We start from the raw sequence: 17,825 nt of genomic DNA, 5'->3' as shown, positions 1-17,825 counted from the left end.
TGGGCGCTGCTGCCCTTGTGTACTGACAGACTCAAATGCGTGCGCAGGCTAAAGTGAGTCATTCATGCTATATGCAGGCATTCGCGAAGAAGAGGGTAAACATGAACAGAATCATCCTGCCAGCGCTGGTTATCCTGCTGACCGCGCAATCCCCGGCCTACGCCATCAACGACAAATACCGCAAGCAACTCGAGCCCCAGACAGGAGCGGGAAATGATTGATTTCAACAACAAGGGATTCTTCAAGCTCAAGCAGAACGACGAATACGCCGAGCGTGTAGCCGACCTTTTGCTCGACGGGGAACAGGTCATCGACTCGTACAAATCCATGCGCGACGGCGTGGTCTTCACCAACAAACGCATCATCGCGGTGAACGTGCAGGGCATCACCGGCAGCAAAAAAGACTTCACCTCGTTGCCGTATAAAAACATCGTGGCGTATTCGGTGGAAACGTCGGGGACGTTTGATCTGGATTCGGAGCTGGAGATTTATTTTTCGTCGTTGGGAAGGGTGAAATTCGAATTCACCGGCAGGACGTCGATGGTGGCAATTTCCAAACTGATTTCTCAGCATCTGCTTTGAGCTGAACAGGGCACGCACCAAAAATAACGAGGTGCGCACCCTGTAGGAGCCGGCTTGCTGCGGGCGGAGTTCCGACGATCGCGGACGTACAGTCGACACAGATGTCGCCTGACGAACCGCGATCGCCAGCAAGCCGGCTCCTACAGGAATTGCGTTTCTCCAGTCGCTACCATTACGTCCCACAAAAAGGGTCTGCAAATGCAGGCCCTTTTTACTTTTTCGAACATACATCTTCGGACAAAGACTACAGCACTCAAGGAAGCATCTGACTTACACCCACTGGCATTTCGACTCTCATAAACACGCACTGAAACAGCGTGAAAAACAATAAAAAGAGGTCACCCGAAATGAGCGAGCCAACAAGCCCTGTGCGTGTAGCAGTCGTGCAATTCGATCCACAAGTCGGCATCGAAAATTGCGATGCAAACCTGTGTCGTAGCCTGGAACTGGCGCTGGAGGCGGTCACCGGCGGTGCGAACCTTATTGTGCTGCCTGAGCTATGCAGCACCGGTTATTTCTTCAGCAATCGGCAGGATGCTTTTGAACATGCGCAGTTGATACCCGGCGGGCCAAGCGCGCAACTCTGGATCGACTTTGCCTCCAAACACAGCGTCCACATCGTGGCCGGCCTGGCCGAGCGCGACGGCATGCGGCTCTTCAACACCTCAATACTCGTTGGCCCTGACGGTTTCATCGGCAAGTATCGAAAAGCCCATTTGTGGAATCTGGAGAAACTCTGGTTCACACCGGGCGATCTTGGTTTTCCGGTTTTTGATACGCCCATTGGCCGCATCGGGATGTTGATTTGTTGGGACATCTGGTTCCCGGAGGTACCGCGCATCCTGAGTCAGCAAGGCGCCGACATCATTTGCAGCGTCAATAACTGGGTCTGGACGCCTCCGCCGCTGTTCGATGAAGCCGGCAAGTGCATGGCGTCGTACCTGACGATGACGGCGGCACACGTCAACAATGTGTTTATCGCCGCTGCCAGCCGGATTGGTGAGGAGCGAGGTGCCCGCTACCTCGGATGCTCGCTGATTGCTGGGACCAATGGCTGGCCGATTGGCGCCGTAGCATCGGCAGACCAGCAGGAAATCCTGTTTGCCGATATCGACCTGACCAGCTCCCGCAGCGCCCTCATCTGGAACAACCTGAACGATCTGCATCGTGATCGTCGAGCCGATCTCTACGATCAAATGCTCGGCTACACCCAGCACCCATGTCTCCCACGTTGATAAGGGGGACCTGACTTATGGAAACCACAACCGATAAAAACCGGTTTGCCCACAGATCGCCATTCGATGTGGCGGTTATCCTGCTGATGATCGGCGCGACACTGCTGATTATCTGGCTTTCACTCACCAATCGTTCGTTCTGGTCTGCCCATTGGCCGAGTTACAGCGACATGGTGTCGAGTCTTCCCCAGCCGAGTGCCTGGTTACGTTGGCTGCTCGGCGACATCAGCGAGGTGGCGTTCTACAAACACGAGTTCGCATCGATCGGACTGTTGGCGGGCGCCTATCTCGCTTACTGGGCGAATCGAACGGGGAGAACCTGGCAAGGCTTCAGCATTTCCTATGGCACCGGGCTATGGCCGTGGCTGATCACCAGTTCGCTGCTCGGGCTGCTGCTGAGTAACGTGCTGTGGGGTTGGACGGTGACCGCCACCAGCTGGCAACCGACATTTGCCGCGTTCGTTTCGCTGCCAGCGGCGATGGTGCTGATGTTTGGCGGTGGCTGGAAGGTCACCATCAACGGCGCGATCATGGGCGCCTTACTCGTCACGCCCCTGTGCCTGCTGATCGTCAATTACCTGTGTAACCCGTTGGGATTGCCGGCGGTGATCGGCAATGTCCTGGGCATGGCGGTCGCCAGTGTCGTGGCCTTTCTGCTGTGCCGCTACCGGCCCAGCCTGATGAAGTCCGAACAATCCGCGACACGATCCTCCAAGCCTCCCGCGCCCGTCACCAAGGCGCCCGACTACGGGGTGATCTGGAGCATGCGCCGGGTCTTGGCAGACTTTTCCGAAGCGCCATTCTTCGGCAATGAACTGGCCAGCCTCGGCTTGTTACTCGGGGTATTGCTCGCCTACAGCATGAACCCGATGAGCCCGGCGTACGGTTCAGGTCTGCTGCTGCACATCATCGCTGCACAGGCGCTGACCTCGGCCATCGGGGTGGTGATCTGGCGTCGGCAATGGATGTTGCGCGGCTGGTACCCCACTTACGTGCCTCTGGTGTCGGTGGTGCCCGCGGCGATTCTGACCCATGGCGGCAGTTGGCTGGTGATCGTTTCGAGTGCATTGCTGGGGGCATTGATCGCACCGCCCCTGGCCTGTGCGATTGCCAAGCGTTTGCCGGCCGACATGCATGCCTACATCGGCAATGTCCTGTCCATGGCCATCAGCACGTTGCTGATCGTGCCGCTGATCGGCGTCCTTATCGCGGGGTAAATGCCACCGACCTTTGGGCTGTACCCCATCCTGAACCGGGTACAGCCACCTCTCTTCCGAACACATGAGGTATCACATGGAACTGCCCAAACTCGCCATCGCGGCACTCGGCGGCACGGTGAGCATGCAAGCCAGGAATGCCGGCGAAGGCGTTATCCCGACCGTCAGCGGCGAGACTCAACTGGCGTCCGTACCGCATTTGGCGACGTTTGCCCGGGTGACCGTTGAAACCCTTGGACTGCTGCCCAGCGCTTCATTGGATTTCGGATTTTTACTGACTGTATTGTCGTGGGCGCAACTCCAAATCAAGCAAGGCGCCGTGGGTGTCGTGTTGACCCAAGGCACCGACACACTCGAAGAAACGGCAACGTTTTTCGATTACCTTTAGCCCCACGACGCACCACTGGTGCTGACCGGTGCGATGCGCTCGGCAGCACAGCCAGGGGCCGAGGGACCGGCGAATCTGCTGGATGCATGCCACGTCGCCCTGGCCAGGAACAGCCGAAAGCGTGGTGTTCAGGTGGTGATGAACGGGGAGATTCATCAAGCGAGCAGCGTGCGTAAAACTGATTCGATGGCGTTGCAGGCGTTTACCTCTCCGGTCGTGGGGCCTGCAGGCCTGATAATGGAAGACCGCGTTCACTACCTGCGCGCGCCGGTTCAGCGTAGGGTTTTGCCCCTGCCGCAACAGACAACGCAGAAGGTTGCGATGTTGGAGGCATCCCTCTCGGCTGACACGCTGATTCTGGAAAACATCCTTGCGCTCGGTTATGACGGGCTGGTGATCGCCGGTTTCGGCGCCGGACATGTCTCGCAGAGCTGGGCGACGGTGATTGAGCACATCGCCGAAAGAATCCCGGTCATCGTCGCGACCCGCACCGGTTCCGGCTCTACCGCACAAGCCAGCTATGGTTTTCACGGCGGAGAGATGGATCTGATGCGCAAGGGTGCATCGATGGCGGGATTTCTATGTCCGCGTAAAGCCAGGGTTCTGCTTTGGCTGTTGCTTGGCTGTCAGCGGCAACATGAGTTGTCGCTCTACCTGAAAAGTGAAAGCCGCATTCAAAATTGATACATAACCCTGTAGGAGCCGGCTTGCTGGCGATGGCGGACATCCAGACGACACACATGTCGCCTGACGAACCGCGATCGCCAGCAAGCCGGCTCCTACAGGGATAGCGTTTTTCCAGTCGCTACCAACCCGCGCCACTCACCGCCTCTTGCACCAACGGATGCAAATCCGCCCCCTGATGCTCCGTCTGCCAGGCCAGCAATTCCTTGCGCATGCTCGGCGCCCAGAACATCTGCAGGTGATTGCGCACGCTGAGCACCGCCTGTTGCTGGTCCGGTTGGCTGGCGAAGTACTGGGCAATCTGGTTGGCCATCTTGATCAGGTTTTCCGTGCTCATCGGCGCACCTCCGCCTTATCACCACGGGCGTGGCGGCGATCCCTGAGCAAGCGGTCCTGTTCCTCGCTGAACTCCTGGAAGCGCTTTTGCCACTCCGAAGGGTGATACACGCGGCTGACTTCCACGGCCGTGACCTTGTACTCCGGACAGTTGGTGGCCCAGTCGGAGTTGTCGGTGGTGATCACGTTGGCGCCTGATTCAGGGAAGTGGAAGGTGGTGTACACCACGCCCGGCGCAACCCGTTCGGTGATCCGCGCGCGCAGCACGGTCTGCCCGGCACGGCTGCCGATGCCGACCCAGTCACCTTCGTTGATGCCACGGCTTTCGGCGTCAGTCGGATGGATTTCCAGGCGATCTTCATCGTGCCAGGCGACGTTCTCGGTACGCCGGGTTTGCGCGCCGACGTTGTACTGGCTGAGGATGCGCCCGGTGGTCAGCAGCAGTGGATAACGGGTGTTGACCTTCTCCTCGGTCGGCACATAGCCGGTGAGCATGAATCGCCCCTTGCCGCGCACGAATTCCTCGATGTGCATGGTCGGCGTGCCGTCCGGTGCCGCGGCGTTGCACGGCCATTGCAGGCTGCCGTGGCGGTCCAGTTCGGCGTAGCTGACGTTGGTGAAGGTCGGCGTAAGGCTGGCGATTTCATCCATGATTTCCGATGGGTGTTTGTAGTTCATCGGATAACCCAGGGCGTTGGCCAGCGCCACCGTGCCTTCCCAGTCGGCCTTGCCACCCAGCGGGTCCATGACCTTGCGCACCCGCGAGATGCGCCGTTCGGCGTTGGTAAAAGTACCGTCCTTCTCCAGGAACGAACTGCCCGGCAAAAATACATGGGCGAACTTGGCGGTTTCGTTGAGGAAAATATCCTGCACCACCACGCACTCCATGGCCGACAGGGCCGCAGTGACGTGCTGGGTATTCGGGTCGCTCTGAGCGATGTCCTCGCCCTGGCAATACAGGCCCTTGAAACTGCCGGCCAGTGCCGACTCGAACATGTTGGGAATACGCAGGCCCGGGTCGGGTTGCAGGGTGACGTTCCACGCCTGTTCGAACTGCGCCCGCACCACCTCGTTGGAGATGTGCCGGTAGCCAGGCAACTCGTGGGGGAACGAGCCCATGTCACAGGAACCCTGAACGTTGTTCTGCCCCCGCAGCGGGTTCACTCCGACGCCTTCGCGGCCGATGTTGCCGGTGGCCATGGCCAGGTTGGCAATGCCCATGACGGCGGTGCTGCCTTGGCTGTGCTCGGTGACACCCAGGCCATAGTAAATCGCCGCATTGCCGCCAGTGGCATACAGGCGCGCGGCGGCACGAATGTCGGCAGCGGGCACGCCGCAGATCGCGCCAAGCACTTCCGGCGAGTTTTCCGGCCGGCTGACAAACTCACTCCAGTTGGCGAAATCGCCGCCCTCGCAACGGGCGTCGATAAAGGCCTGGTTGAGCAGCCCTTCGGTGACGATCACATGGGCCAGGGCGTTGAGCATGGCGACGTTGGTGCCGGGGCGCAGCGCCAGGTGATATTCAGCGCGGGCGTGCACCGAATCCACCAGATCGATGCGGCGTGGATCGATGACGATCAGCCGCGCACCTTCCCGCAAGCGGCGCTTGAGCTGGGAAGCGAACACCGGGTGCGCGTCGCTGGGGTTGGCGCCCATCACCAGGATCACGTCGGCCTGCATCACCGAGTCGAAGCTCTGGGTGCCGGCTGACTCGCCCAAAGTCTGCTTCAGGCCATAGCCGGTGGGCGAGTGGCAGACCCGCGCACAGGTGTCGACGTTGTTGTTGCCGAACGCGGCGCGCACCAGCTTTTGCACCAGGTAGGTTTCTTCGTTGGTGCAGCGGCTGGAGGTGATGCCGCCAATGGAATCGCGACCATATTTCTGCTGCAACCGGCGGAATTCGCTGGCGGCGTAGGTCACCGCCTCATCCCAGCTCACTTCCTGCCAAGGGTCGTTGATGTGCTTACGGATCATCGGTTTGGTGATTCGATCCGGGTGGGTGGCGTAGCCCCAGGCAAAGCGCCCCTTGACGCAGGAGTGGCCATGGTTGGCCTGGCCGTTCTTGTCCGGAACCATGCGCACCAGCTGGTCGCCTTTCATCTCGGCGCGGAACGAGCAACCCACGCCGCAATAGGCGCAGGTGGTGATCACACTGCGCTCGGGCTGGCCCAGTTCGACCACGCTTTTTTCCATCAGCGTCGCAGTAGGGCAGGCCTGCACACAGGCGCCGCAGGACACGCATTCCGAATCGAGGAAGTTATCCCCACCCGCAGCCGCCACCCGGGATTCAAAACCGCGCCCGGTAATGGTCAGGGCAAAGGTGCCTTGGGTTTCCTCGCAAGCGCGCACACAGCGGTTGCAGACGATGCACTTGCTCGGGTCGTAGTCGAAGTAGGGGTTGGAAGTGTCCTTCACATCGGCCAGATGGTTGTCGCCTTCATAGCCGTAACGCACCTCCCGAAGGCCGACCTGACCGGCCACGGTTTGCAGCTCGCAGTTGCCGTTGGCCGAGCAGGTCAGGCAGTCCAGCGGGTGATCGGAGATGTACAACTCCATGACATTGCGCCGCAGGGTCGCAAGCTTGGGCGTCTGGGTGTGCACGCTCATGCCTTCAGTAACAGGCGTGGTGCAGGACGCCGGATAACCGCGCATACCGTCGATCTCCACCAGGCACATGCGGCAGGAGCCGAAGGCTTCCAGGCTGTCGGTGGCACAGAGTTTCGGAATGGTGGTGCCAAGCAGCGCAGCGGCGCGCATCACCGAAGTGCCTTCGGGCACGCTGATGCTACGACCATCGATGTTCAGGGTGACCTGCACCTGGCTGTCGCGGGCAGGAGTACCCAGGTCAATGTCTGTGTTCGGGTCGAAAAGAGTGATCATTGCTCGGCCTCCGAGGGCAACAAGCCGAAGTCGGCGGGGAAGTGCTTGAGGGCGCTGGCGACCGGAAAGGACACCATGCCGCCCAACGCACACAGCGAACCGTATTGCAGGGTGTCGCACAGGTCCTTGAGGATGATCACCTGCTCATCGCGACCGCTCGGGTCTTGCGCGGCCAGCAAGCGGTCGATCACCTCCACGCCCCGGGTCGAGCCGATGCGGCACGGCGTGCATTTGCCACAGGATTCCTCGGCGCAGAACTCCATGGCGAAGCGCGCCATGTGAGCCATGTCCAGCGTGTCGTCCGCCACCACCACACCGCCGTGACCGAGCATCGCGCCGATGCCGGCAAAGGCCTCGTAATCCAGCGGCGTGTCGAATTGCGACGGCGGCACCCAGGCGCCAAGCGGGCCACCCACCTGCGCAGCCTTCAGCGGCCTGCCACTGGCGGTGCCTCCGCCGTAGTCTTCCACCAGTTCGCGCAGGGTCAGGCCAAAGGCCCGTTCCACCAGCCCGCCGCGACGCACATTGCCCGCCAACTGGAAGGGCATGGTGCCCAGGGAACGGCCCATGCCGTAATCGCGATAGAACTGCGCGCCCTTGGCCAGAATCAGCGGCACCGAGGCCAAGGTCAGCACGTTGTGCACAAGCGTCGGCTGGCCGAACAAGCCCTTCAAGGCGGGGATCGGCGGCTTGGCGCGAACGATCCCGCGTTTGCCTTCAAGAGAGTCCAGCAGCGCGGTTTCTTCACCGCAGATGTAGGCACCGGCACCGACCCGCACTTCCATATCGAAGGCCTGACCGCTGCCGCCGACATTGGCGCCGAGGTAACCATTCTTCCGGGCAATCTCCAGCGCGTTGCGCAGGATGGCCACGGCATCCGGATACTCCGAGCGCACATAGATGTAGCCGTAGGTGGCGCCGACGCAGAGGCCGGCAATGGCCATGCCTTCGATCAGCAGGAAGGGGTCGCCTTCCATCAACATGCGGTCGGCGAAAGTGCCGGAGTCGCCTTCGTCGGCGTTGCACACAATGTACTTTTGCGTCGCTTCGGTTGCGCGCACCGTGCGCCATTTGATCCCGGCGGGGAAGGCCGCGCCGCCACGGCCACGCAGGCCTGAGTCGAACACTTCAGTCGCAGTCCGTTCGCCACCGAGGATGACGGCTCTTTTCAAACCCTCGAAACCGCCATGATCCAGGTAATCGTCGATGTACAGCGGCTGTGTGATGCCGGCGCGGGCAAACAGCAGGCGTTGTTGAGTCTTCAGATAGGGCAACTCTTCCACCAGACCCAGGGCCAAAGGATGAGCAGACGGCTCGCCTTTCAGGGCTTCGAGCACTGACGGTACATCGTCAGCAGTCAGTGGGCCGAAGCCGAAACGACCTTGCGGCGTGTCCACTTCCAGCAATGGTTCCAGCCAGTACAGGCCACGCGAGCTGGTGCGGTTTATCACCAGCGGCACGACGCGCCCCCGGCCATGGATGATAAGGGCCTCCACAACCTCTTCGGCACCCACGGCACGGGCTACCGAATCACGAGACACATAGAAAGCGGGCATTATGCGTCCTCCCGGCAAGCATCGAGCAATGCATCCAGCCGCTCGGCACTCAGCCGCGCATGCACCCGGCCATCCAGCTCCAGCGCCGGCGAACAGGCGCAAGCGCCCAGGCAATACACCGGCCGCAAACTGATGCTCCCATCCGCGCTACTGCCGTGATCATCCAGTTGCAGACGCTCGCGCAACTGCGCAGCCAACTGCTCGGCACCACGACTCTTGCACGACTCGGCCCGGCACAGCCGCAGGATATGTCGCGCGGGCGGCGCGGTACGGAAATCGTGGTAAAAACTGATCACCCCACGAACCTCGGCCTGACTCTGGTTCAGCGCATGGGCAATCTCGGGGACGGCGGCATCGGGGATGTACCCAATGCGCTCCTGAATATCATGAAGAATGGGCAACAGCGCACCCGCAGAGCCCTTGTGGCGCTCCAGCAGGCTGTTGACCAAAGACAAGTGCAACTCAACATCAGGCATTCAGCAATCCTCACGGTCACGGACAAACCAGATGGTTGTCGGTCGTCCGAAAGTGTCGGCTGCGGCACTCACACCACGTCACGGCATCGTGGCAATTTCAGGCCGTAGGCCAGGGCACCCTGAGCGGGCATCTTGTTGTGCCCGGCACGGTCTTCGCCGCGCCTCTGAAAGGGCATAAAACCCAGATTGCCACGGGGGCGTTGATTCAGCTGTACCAAAGCGACGTGCTTGGTTCTGTCTGCGACCACCTATTAAGTCTAGAAGAGTGCGGCGCAAATGTTGGGTTGGGCATTTATGGACGGCCCAACCAGGCCCGCTTTGACGGGCCTCATTCCTCACCGCTCAGGCATCCAGCACCAGGCGTGTGCCGCGACTACCGGAAACGCAGGGCGCGATCCATTCACCACTTTGGCGCTGGGCGTCATTCAGGCAGTCGTCGCGGTGTTCCGGTTCGCCTTCAAGGACCCGGCACACACAAGCGCCGCACATGCCCATGCCACAGGAAAATTCCAGATTGACCCCGGCCCGCGAAGCTGCCTGGATCAGGCTTTCCCCGGCTTGCACCTGGACCTCACAACCACTGCGTCGCAGCTCCAGTGAAAAGCCCTGCGTCTCAAGGCTCGCGGGCTGCCGGGCCTGGAAGTGCTCGCGATACAGGGCTGTGGCTGGCCAGTTCGCCTTGAGCGCCGCCTGTTCGACGGTGTCCATGAAGCCGGTCGGGCCGCAGCAGTACAGACCGGCTGCGCTTTGCCAGGCGGGAAATTGACTGGCCAGCAGCTCGGCAATCTGCCCGGCGCGCAACCCGCCGTACCACTGGACGTCCGCGCCCAGGCGTTGGATGAAAGGCGCCTCGCGCGTCTCCCGGGTGAAATAGAGCAAGCGCACGGGGCGGCCTTCGGCCAGGCACTGGCGATACATCGGCAACAACGGGGTAATGCCGATGCCCGCCGCCACCAGCGTCACCGGCCCGCTGCCCGGTTGCAGGGCGAACAGGTTGCGTGGCGCGCTGACTTCGATCTGCGCACCCAGGCGCAGTTGCTCGTGCAGCCAGCGCGAGCCACCCCGGGAGGCTGGCTCGCGCTTGATCCCCAGGTACAGGTGGCCATCTTCCGGCAGGCTCAGCACCGAGTACTGGCGCACCGCGCCGTTGCCCAGGCGCAGGTCGACATGGGCGCCTGGCGTCCAGGTGAAGGGCAGGGGCGCGGCGTCGACGGGCGCCAGTTCGATACCCAGCACATCGTCGGCTTCCAGGCGCAGGCTGCGCACGTGCAGGGCAGACCAGCTCATGCGCGTACTCCTGCGGCCTGCTGCAAGCGGCGCACCGCGTCCCGGGCCTGGGCGCCGAGTTCGGCCAGGTCGAGGTCGGGCAGTTGGTCGTTGTCGACGGTCAACCGTCCGCCCACCAGCAAGGCGCGCAAGGTCGGGCGTCCACCTCCCACCACCGGGCCGATCGCCGGGTCGTGCAGGCCGAAGTAGCGCGGCTGGTCGAGGCGGTAGATCGCCAGGTCGGCCGCCATGCCCACCTGCAGGCTGCCCACGTCGTCCAGCCCCAGCACCTTGGCCCCGCCGGCGGTACCCCAGCGCACCACGTCTTCCACCGTTGCCGCGTGTGCACCGCCTTCCTCGTCGCCGCCGGCATGACGCGCACGGGTGCGTTCGCCGGCCTTGGCCCGCTGCATCAGCCAGGCGGCGTGGGTTTCGCTGATCATGTCGCAAGCCTCGTTGGAGGCGGCGCCGTCCACGCCGATCGACACCTGCATCCCGGCGGCTTCCATGGCCACCACATCGGCGATGCCGCTGCCCAGGCGGCCATTGCTTTGCGGGCAATGGGCGATGCCCGTGCCGCTGGCCCCGAGCATCTGGATTTCCTCGGCGTCGAGTTTCACCAGATGGGCGAACCACACGTCCGGCCCCAGCCACTCCTGCTCGGCACAGAACGCCACCGGCGACATGCCATGGCGTTGCTGCACCTCGTTCTGGTATTCGACGGTTTCGCTCAGATGGCTGTGCAGGCGGATTCCCAGCCGCCGGGCAACCCGGGCGGTTTCCCGCAGGTGCTCCGCCGGCATGGAGTAGGGCGGGCTGGTGGGCGCCATCACCACACGGCGCCAGGCGTCGGCGGCCGGGTCGTGGTAACGCCGCACCAGGCGTTCAACGTCGCCCAGGTACTGCTCCAGGGTCTCCGGCCCGGCCACCGCGTTGCCTTCCGCTTGCCGCGCCTGCGTGGCACCGCCTCGGCACAGGACAAAACGCAGCCCCAGCCGTTCGGCTTCCTCGAACAGCACCTGGGCACTGTCGAAGGCCATGCCCGGCAAGTACAGGTAATGGTGGTCGGCGACGGTGGCGCAGCCGGAGCGCGCCAATTCAACCAGGCCAATGCGTGCGGCCAGGCGAAAGCTCTGCTCGTCAAACATGCCGCGATAGCGATAGGGCACAGCGCCCAGCCAGGCCCCCAGGCTTTGGTCGATACCTGCGGGAATGCCCTTGAGCAGCGACTGGAACAGGTGATGGTGGGTGTTGACCCACGCCGGGTAGACCACGCAATCGGTGGCATCCAGCATGCGCTCCCCAGGCAGGGCTTGCAGGGCGCCGATGGCGGCGATGCGCCCGTCGATGATGCGAATATCGGGCCCGGCATGGCGCGCCGCCGCGCCGGACAAACCGGTGAGAATGGCGCTGGCATTGCGCACCAGCCAACTGTTTTGAAACGTCATGTGAGGCTCCATACGCCGCGCTTGCGGCGGACTCAAAGGGTTAGCCGAGTTCGCTTTCGTGCCAGTTGCGCAGGCTCAACCGGGCCAGCAGGGCCATCAGGCTGAACAGCGCGACACCGGTCAGGGCGATCAGCAGCAGGGCGGCGAAAAGCCTTGGAATATTCAGTTGAAAGCCGGCCTGGAGAATCTGGTACGCCAGCCCGGCGCCAGTGCCCCCGGTGCCGGCGACGAACTCCGCCACCACCGCGCCGATCAAGGCCAGCCCGCTGGCAATGCGCAGCCCGGCAAAAAAACACGGAAGGGCGCTGGGAATGCGCAGGCGCAGCAGTACCTGCCAGCGGCTGGCGCGGTTCAGGCGGAACAGATTGAGCAGGCCGGGGTTGACGCTGCGCAGGCCGAGTACGGTGTTGGCGATGATCGGGAAAATCGCCACCAGGGTCGCGCAAATCACCAACGCCAGCGTGGTGTTGCTGCACCAGATGATGATCAGCGGCGCCACCGCCACCACCGGCGTGACCTGCAGCAGGATGGCGTAGGGAAACAGGCTGGCTTCCAGCACCCGGCTCTGTACGAAGACAAAGGCCGCCAAAGTGCCGATCAGTACCGCCAGGGCGAACGAGAAGAAGGTGATCTTCAAGGTCATCCACAACGCACCGAGCAGCATCGGGCCATCGCTGACCAGGGTGCGGCCGATGTCGGCCGGGGAGGGCACCAGGTACACCGGCACTTTCCAGGCCACGCAGGCCAGTTGCCACAGGCTCAGCAACACGGCGCCGAGCAGCAGCGGCGAGACGATGCGCAACACCGTGGGGTGACGCAACCAGGGAGTAGAGGATGGGCTCATGATTGGGCTCTCAAAGTGAAATCAGCAAGGGTCGCCATTGGCCTGGGCCAGCAATCGGGACAGGCGTGCGCACTGCTCGATAAAGGCCGGGGAGGTGCGGTAGGCCTCGTCCCGCTCCAGGGGGCCGTCGATCTCGATGTCGGCGATCACCCGGCCCGGGCGTGCGCCCATCACCACCACCCGCGACGACAGGTACACCGCCTCGAAGATGCTGTGGGTGACGAACACCACGGTCAGGTCGCGGCTGGCCCACAGCTGGCGCAGGTCGCTGTCGAGCTTGTTGCGGGTGAACTCGTCGAGGGCGCCGAAGGGTTCATCCATCAGCAGCAGATTGGGCTCGGTGGCCAGGGCTCGGGCGATGGATGCGCGCATTTGCATGCCGCCGGACAGCTCCCGCGGGTACACCTGGCTGAAGCGGTCCAGGCCGACCAGGGCCAGAGCCGCGTCGACCTTGGGCTGGCTCTGGGCCTTGGGCACACCGGCCAGGTCCAGGGGCAGGCGCACGTTATCGCTGACCCGGGCCCAAGGCATCAGGGTCGCCTCCTGGAACACCATGGCCAGGCTTTGACCCTGCGTCGGGCTGGCCGGGCTGTCCTTGCCCCACCAGCGCACATGGCCGGCAGAGGGTTGTTCGAGGCCGGCGAACATCTTCAGCAAGGTGCTCTTGCCGCAGCCCGAAGGGCCGAGCAACGACACGAACTCACCGCGCTGAATCGCCAGCTTCACCCGGCTCAAGGCCTGGGTGCCATTGCTGTAGGTTTTTTCCACCTGGTTGGCGAACAGCGGTGTTTGCACACTAACGCTGTCGGTGTCGGGCAATGCCTGTGGCCGGGCGTTGGCCGCCGTTATGGTTTGCATCAACATAGCGCTCTCCCCTGGGGTCATGAGCGACCGGATAAGCCCCGGCGCACCGGGGCGTTGAATTCAGTGGCTGAGGAACACTTCGCTTTCGCCGTGGGCTTCGAGCAGGCCCAGCAGTTGCCGGCGAATCACCAGGCCGGGCTTGTCCGACGGCATGTGCAGTTCCACCCGCCGCCGGGTGTCGACACAGGCGTCGTAATCGGTGGCTTCCAGAATGTCGCGGTCTTCGGCGGTGATCGCCGCGTCCCAATCGATCAGTTCCTGGGTCGAGCATTGCTCCTCGCTGTCGTTGCGATACAGCCACTGGACCCGCATCAGGCGCCCGTCTTCCATGGGTGTCGCGCAGTTGTAGATGATGTGGTGGATGCCGCTGTCCGGGTACATGCAGCCAAAGCGCCGAGAAAAGGGCAGGTAATAACGGTTGATCAGATGGCGCTGGGTGATCGGCTCGCGGGTGCCGGTGATGCGAAAGCTTTCTTCGGGGTTGCGGATCGGCACTCGGGTTTCGGCCTCGAAGCCGTAGTCGGTTTCGTGAAACTCGTAGCCGGCCGGCGCCGGCTGGTCGAACAGGCCGAAGTTGGCCTTGTGGACAAAGGAAAAGTGCGAGTTGTCGAAGGAGTTTTCCATGACCCGCAGCGGGCTGGTTTTCCACTCTTCATAAAACTGGAAGATGCGCCGGTAGCCCGGGGCGCCGTCTTCGGGAAACTCAGGGATCGGTTGCAGCGGATCGTCGAGGGCGACCCAGGCGTAGCCGTATTTTTCCTGGCAGTGAAAGGCCTGGACCGAGGCGCCCGGCGGGATCATGCCCGCGGGGTTCTGCGGGATCTTCACGCAGGTGCCGGTGCAGTCGTATTCCCAGCCGTGATAGCCGCAGGCAATGTTGCCGTCCTCGCTGACAAAGCCCTTGGACAGTTTGGCGGTGCGGTGGCAGCAACGGTCGCGCATGGCCACCGGGGTGCCGTCGGGGCGCTTCCACAGCACCAGGGCTTCGCCCAATAAAGTGAAGGGTTGCGGGCCGGCATCCAGCGCGGTCATGGGCAGCAGGGCGTACCAGAAACGGCGCAATACAGGTTGTTTGGTAACCAACATGACAAGTGTCCTCACGGTGTTCGTTCAGCCGGCTCTTGGGCCCGGGCTTTGGGTGCAAAGTTGGTGCAATCGGGCTTAGCGGCTGGCGGCCTGCTCAAAGGTCGGCAGCACCTTCAGGTCCTGAACGAAGCGCGTGGTATAGGCCTTCTGCCAAGGCGCATCGGCACCGAGCAGGCCGGCCTCGACCATGAAATTGCGGGTAGCCTGCCAGCGCGCATCGCTCATCACACCGATGCCCTGGGTGGCGGCATCACCACCGGTGACAAGGCGGTATTGCTTGAGGGTCGACAAGCCCCAGGCGAGCAGCTCATCGCTCATGTTCGGGTTGTCGGCCTTGATCAGAGAGTTGGCGCTCGGGTTGTCCAGGTAGCGCTTCCAGCCCTCCATCGAGGCGCGGACAAAACGCTGGACTCGGTCAGGGTGTTGATCGATCACGTCCTGGCGGGTGGCCAGGGTCGAGCCGTAGGGCGGGTAGCCGGCGTCGGCAAACAGGAAAAAGTTGGCTTTCTCGCCGGTCTTCAGCGCCTGGAACAACTCGGAGCTGGCGTAGGCCTGCTGCGTGGTGTTGGCGTCAGCGAGGAAGGGTTGCAGGTTGAAGGTGTAGGGACGCGCCTGGCTGTCCGAGAGCTGATACTTGCCCTTGAGCCACGGCCACCAGGTTTGCTGGCCCGAGGTGGACACCAGCACCTGCTTGTTCTGCAGGGAGTCCAGGCCGCTGACGTCCGCATGGGTCAGCAACCCTTGTGGGTCGCCCTGGAAGGGCGCGGCCACTGCTACCACGGGCAGGCCTTGCTCCACGCTCTTGAGGATCTGCAAGTCGTAGTTGACGATGAAGTCGGCCTGCTTGTTGACCAGCAACTGCATGCCATTGACCTGCGGCCCACCCATGCGAATGGTCACGTCCAGGCCTTCCTTCTCGTACAAACCATCGGCCAGGGCTTGGTAGAAACCACCCTGTTCGGCCTGGGCATACCAGGAAGTGAGCAGCACCACCTTGTCATTGGCCAGGGCCAGCGGAGACGCTATCAGTGCAGCGGGCACGAGGGCCATGGCCAGCATCGAGCGAAGCGGTTGACCCAAAGCAAAGCGAATTTTCATGATGTGTTCTCCACAACGATTCGAAAACCGCCGCGCGCCAATCGGCACGCCAGCGAGGGACCGATTGGAGAGAACGTGGAAAGAGAGAGGGCGCCAAGTTGTAGACACGCGGCTAACACATCTCTCTTGCCCGGGGCGCTGGCGCCGCGTTCAAGCATCCAATCGGACGTACGCCCATAGGGGAGGGCGCAAGAGCAATGCCCGGTGCCATCGCTGGCACTGACCGCTTCTACTCGGGAGGAGTCATAGCCAGAAGTGTGCCAAGTCGTTGCTGTCGCGCAGTCAGGGGATCCGGCGTGTCAGTCGCTTGGTGAGCAGTGGGGGAGGACGATTCGTGACGGTGCGAACTCGGGCGCCCAGGCCTCAATATGGTGCGCAATCCATTGGGTATTTGCGTGTTCAATTTCAGCTATAGATTGTGCTGAGTATGGCCTGCGGATTGTATTCGATCAGTTGGCACAACCCGTGCTAAGTTCCGGATCGAGTAGAAGCGGTCAGCACTGAGTGGCTCCAACAGGACCCAGGGTGCCGGGCATTGCTCTGGCGGCATTACGCCGCGTACCCGGCAAGGGGCGCCCCTCAGTACGCTGAGGGCCAGAACAGTGGCTATCCCGCAGCTCGGGCATGCCTTGCCGGTGATTTACGCCAATCACCTACCAGGGGCAGTCCATGAAAACATCTCCGTTACTAGCACCTACTCTTTTGCGCCGCAGCCTGCTGTCGCTTTTCGCCCTGGCCAGCGCCAGCGTCGAAGCCGGCCCGCTGCTGTGGAACGACAACAGCCTGAGCTACCTCTACGGCCAGCACTTCAAAGTCGACGGCACCGGCGACGACACCCAGCAGACGGTGACCTTCGAACACGCCAGCGGCTGGACCTGGGGCGACGTCTTCATGTTCGTCGACAACAAATGGTCCAACGGCCTCTCGGGTGGCGACGGCCATTCCTACTACGGCGAATTCTCCCCACGCCTGTCTCTGGGCAAAATCAGCGACCGGTCCCTCAGCTTCGGCATCGTCAAGGACGTGCTCATCGCCGCCACCTACGAACGCGGCGAAGACCGCAACCGCAAATATCTGCTCGGCCCCGCTGTCGACCTCGCCCTTCCAGGCTTCGATCGCTTCTCCCTGAACACCTACTACCGCAAACCCGACGGCATCACCGGCAAGGCCTCCGGCCAATGGCAGATCAACCCCACCTGGTCCATGACCCTCCCGCTGGGCCGCTCCGACATCCTCTTCGACGGCTACCTGGAGTGGTACGTCAACGACGTCGGCAACAAAGGCACCTCCAACTACGTGGCCAAGAGCTTGCACTTCAACCCACAGATCAAATACGACGTGGGCAAAGCGCTGGGGCAACGGCAGAAGCAGTTTTATGCGGGGCTTGAGTGGGATTATTGGTCGAATAAATACGGGATTGAAGACACTTCAGGATTTGAAACAGACCAGAATGCGCTGAGCCTATTGCTGAAGGTGCATTTCTGACGGGAAAGCGTGACGGGTAGGGCGTTTGACCGGGGCGCGTGGTGCCCCGGTTTCACCCTGTCACAATTTTCGTCGCCGTTTTCTGTACGGCTTGTGGGAGCCCCGAAAACCGCGAGGCCAATCTCAAATCCCAGAACCGAGTACGAATTGGTATTTGTCCTATCTCCATTTTTGTCGCCTTTTTCTGCATGGCTTGTGGGATCTTTCCTGATTTTCTCGACCATCTTGAGTTTCCTCTCTGTCCACGTACTTTGCCTTAAGCCACTCATCTCGAGTCGGCTTATCGATCTATAACAGTGGTGCGCTTTCCATGACTGGAGCGCCAGCAGAGAGGGAGATCAGCAATGGCCAAAGGACATTTCATTCGCCTGGGTGACGAA

General features: G+C 62.1%; 14 protein-coding genes and 1 pseudogene. 5 read left to right on the top strand and 10 right to left on the bottom strand.

Features of this window, described 5'->3' with window-relative positions; translation table 11 throughout:
* Positions 1-213: 213 nt before the first annotated feature.
* From NPS56_RS06105 to NPS56_RS06090, 4 genes and pseudogenes are all read left to right on the top strand, one after another.
* On the top strand, positions 214-582 hold the full coding sequence (locus tag NPS56_RS06105) for a PH domain-containing protein (protein ID WP_274073887.1): 369 nt from the start codon (positions 214-216) through the stop codon (positions 580-582).
* Positions 583-929: 347 nt separating this feature from the next.
* Entirely contained in the window at positions 930-1,817 is an 888-nt protein-coding gene (locus NPS56_RS06100; protein ID WP_274073886.1) for a nitrilase family protein, read from the top strand.
* A gap of 17 nt (positions 1,818-1,834) precedes the next feature.
* Entirely contained in the window at positions 1,835-3,034 is a 1,200-nt protein-coding gene (locus NPS56_RS06095) for a hypothetical protein (protein ID WP_274073885.1), read from the top strand.
* A gap of 64 nt (positions 3,035-3,098) precedes the next feature.
* Positions 3,099-4,106, top strand: a pseudogene (locus NPS56_RS06090) (asparaginase).
* 121 nt (positions 4,107-4,227) lie between these two features.
* Here NPS56_RS06090 and NPS56_RS06085 read toward each other — a convergent pair.
* The 10 genes from NPS56_RS06085 to NPS56_RS06040 form a co-directional block, all read right to left on the bottom strand.
* Positions 4,228-4,443, bottom strand: coding sequence for a formate dehydrogenase subunit delta (locus tag NPS56_RS06085; RefSeq protein WP_248687421.1), 216 nt, complete (start codon positions 4,441-4,443; stop codon positions 4,228-4,230).
* A complete protein-coding gene (gene fdhF / locus NPS56_RS06080) occupies positions 4,440-7,322 on the bottom strand; it encodes a formate dehydrogenase subunit alpha (protein WP_274073884.1) in 2,883 nt (960 codons plus the stop codon). Before fdhF ends, NPS56_RS06085 begins: the two co-directional genes overlap by 4 nt.
* Complete coding sequence (locus tag NPS56_RS06075) at positions 7,319-8,878, bottom strand: formate dehydrogenase beta subunit (RefSeq protein WP_274073883.1); 1,560 nt, start codon at positions 8,876-8,878, stop codon at positions 7,319-7,321. The genes fdhF and NPS56_RS06075 overlap by 4 nt, the downstream gene beginning before the upstream one ends.
* Complete coding sequence (locus NPS56_RS06070; RefSeq protein ID WP_274073882.1) at positions 8,878-9,354, bottom strand: formate dehydrogenase subunit gamma; 477 nt, start codon at positions 9,352-9,354, stop codon at positions 8,878-8,880. The genes NPS56_RS06075 and NPS56_RS06070 overlap by 1 nt, the downstream gene beginning before the upstream one ends.
* Before the next feature lie 342 nt (positions 9,355-9,696).
* Positions 9,697-10,641, bottom strand: a complete 945-nt coding sequence (locus NPS56_RS06065; RefSeq protein ID WP_274073881.1) for a PDR/VanB family oxidoreductase — start codon at positions 10,639-10,641, stop codon at positions 9,697-9,699.
* Positions 10,638-12,068, bottom strand: a complete 1,431-nt coding sequence (locus NPS56_RS06060; protein WP_274073880.1) for an amidohydrolase family protein — start codon at positions 12,066-12,068, stop codon at positions 10,638-10,640. The genes NPS56_RS06065 and NPS56_RS06060 overlap by 4 nt, the downstream gene beginning before the upstream one ends.
* A 40-nt stretch (positions 12,069-12,108) precedes the next feature.
* A complete protein-coding gene (locus tag NPS56_RS06055) occupies positions 12,109-12,837 on the bottom strand; it encodes an ABC transporter permease subunit (RefSeq protein WP_172681856.1) in 729 nt (242 codons plus the stop codon).
* Between the two features lie 96 nt (positions 12,838-12,933).
* The gene (locus NPS56_RS06050; RefSeq protein ID WP_274073878.1) at positions 12,934-13,776 is read right to left on the bottom strand and encodes an ABC transporter ATP-binding protein; all 843 of its coding nucleotides are present in this window, start codon (positions 13,774-13,776) and stop codon (positions 12,934-12,936) included.
* 60 nt (positions 13,777-13,836) lie between these two features.
* A complete protein-coding gene (locus NPS56_RS06045) occupies positions 13,837-14,862 on the bottom strand; it encodes an aromatic ring-hydroxylating oxygenase subunit alpha (protein WP_274073877.1) in 1,026 nt (341 codons plus the stop codon).
* A gap of 75 nt (positions 14,863-14,937) precedes the next feature.
* Complete coding sequence (locus tag NPS56_RS06040) at positions 14,938-15,960, bottom strand: ABC transporter substrate-binding protein (RefSeq protein WP_274073876.1); 1,023 nt, start codon at positions 15,958-15,960, stop codon at positions 14,938-14,940.
* Positions 15,961-16,629: 669 nt separating this feature from the next.
* On the opposite strand from NPS56_RS06040, the gene NPS56_RS06035 reads away from it, so the two are divergent.
* Complete coding sequence (locus tag NPS56_RS06035) at positions 16,630-17,445, top strand: outer membrane protein OmpK (RefSeq protein ID WP_274073875.1); 816 nt, start codon at positions 16,630-16,632, stop codon at positions 17,443-17,445.
* Positions 17,446-17,825: the final 380 nt, after the last annotated feature.

The sequence above is a fragment of the Pseudomonas putida genome, assembly GCF_028682635.1.
Taxonomy (GTDB): Bacteria; Pseudomonadota; Gammaproteobacteria; order Pseudomonadales; family Pseudomonadaceae; genus Aquipseudomonas; species Aquipseudomonas putida_AE.
The sequence above is the reverse complement of the archived record's forward strand: the minus strand, read 5'-3'. Positions and strand labels throughout refer to the sequence as shown.

Excerpts from the sequence above, each read along its gene's own strand:
- NPS56_RS06105 (WP_274073887.1), top strand. The coding sequence starts at position 214 with ATGATTGATTTCAACAACAAGGGATTCTTCAAGCTCAAGCAGAACGAC.
- NPS56_RS06100 (WP_274073886.1), top strand. The coding sequence starts at position 930 with ATGAGCGAGCCAACAAGCCCTGTGCGTGTAGCAGTCGTGCAATTCGAT.
- NPS56_RS06095 (WP_274073885.1), top strand. The coding sequence starts at position 1,835 with ATGGAAACCACAACCGATAAAAACCGGTTTGCCCACAGATCGCCATTC.
- NPS56_RS06085 (WP_248687421.1), bottom strand. The coding sequence starts at position 4,443 with ATGAGCACGGAAAACCTGATCAAGATGGCCAACCAGATTGCCCAGTAC.
- fdhF (WP_274073884.1), bottom strand. The coding sequence starts at position 7,322 with ATGATCACTCTTTTCGACCCGAACACAGACATTGACCTGGGTACTCCT.
- NPS56_RS06075 (WP_274073883.1), bottom strand. The coding sequence starts at position 8,878 with ATGCCCGCTTTCTATGTGTCTCGTGATTCGGTAGCCCGTGCCGTGGGT.
- NPS56_RS06070 (WP_274073882.1), bottom strand. The coding sequence starts at position 9,354 with ATGCCTGATGTTGAGTTGCACTTGTCTTTGGTCAACAGCCTGCTGGAG.
- NPS56_RS06065 (WP_274073881.1), bottom strand. The coding sequence starts at position 10,641 with ATGAGCTGGTCTGCCCTGCACGTGCGCAGCCTGCGCCTGGAAGCCGAC.
- NPS56_RS06060 (WP_274073880.1), bottom strand. The coding sequence starts at position 12,068 with ATGACGTTTCAAAACAGTTGGCTGGTGCGCAATGCCAGCGCCATTCTC.
- NPS56_RS06050 (WP_274073878.1), bottom strand. The coding sequence starts at position 13,776 with ATGTTGATGCAAACCATAACGGCGGCCAACGCCCGGCCACAGGCATTG.
- NPS56_RS06045 (WP_274073877.1), bottom strand. The coding sequence starts at position 14,862 with ATGTTGGTTACCAAACAACCTGTATTGCGCCGTTTCTGGTACGCCCTG.
- NPS56_RS06040 (WP_274073876.1), bottom strand. The coding sequence starts at position 15,960 with ATGAAAATTCGCTTTGCTTTGGGTCAACCGCTTCGCTCGATGCTGGCC.
- NPS56_RS06035 (WP_274073875.1), top strand. The coding sequence starts at position 16,630 with ATGAAAACATCTCCGTTACTAGCACCTACTCTTTTGCGCCGCAGCCTG.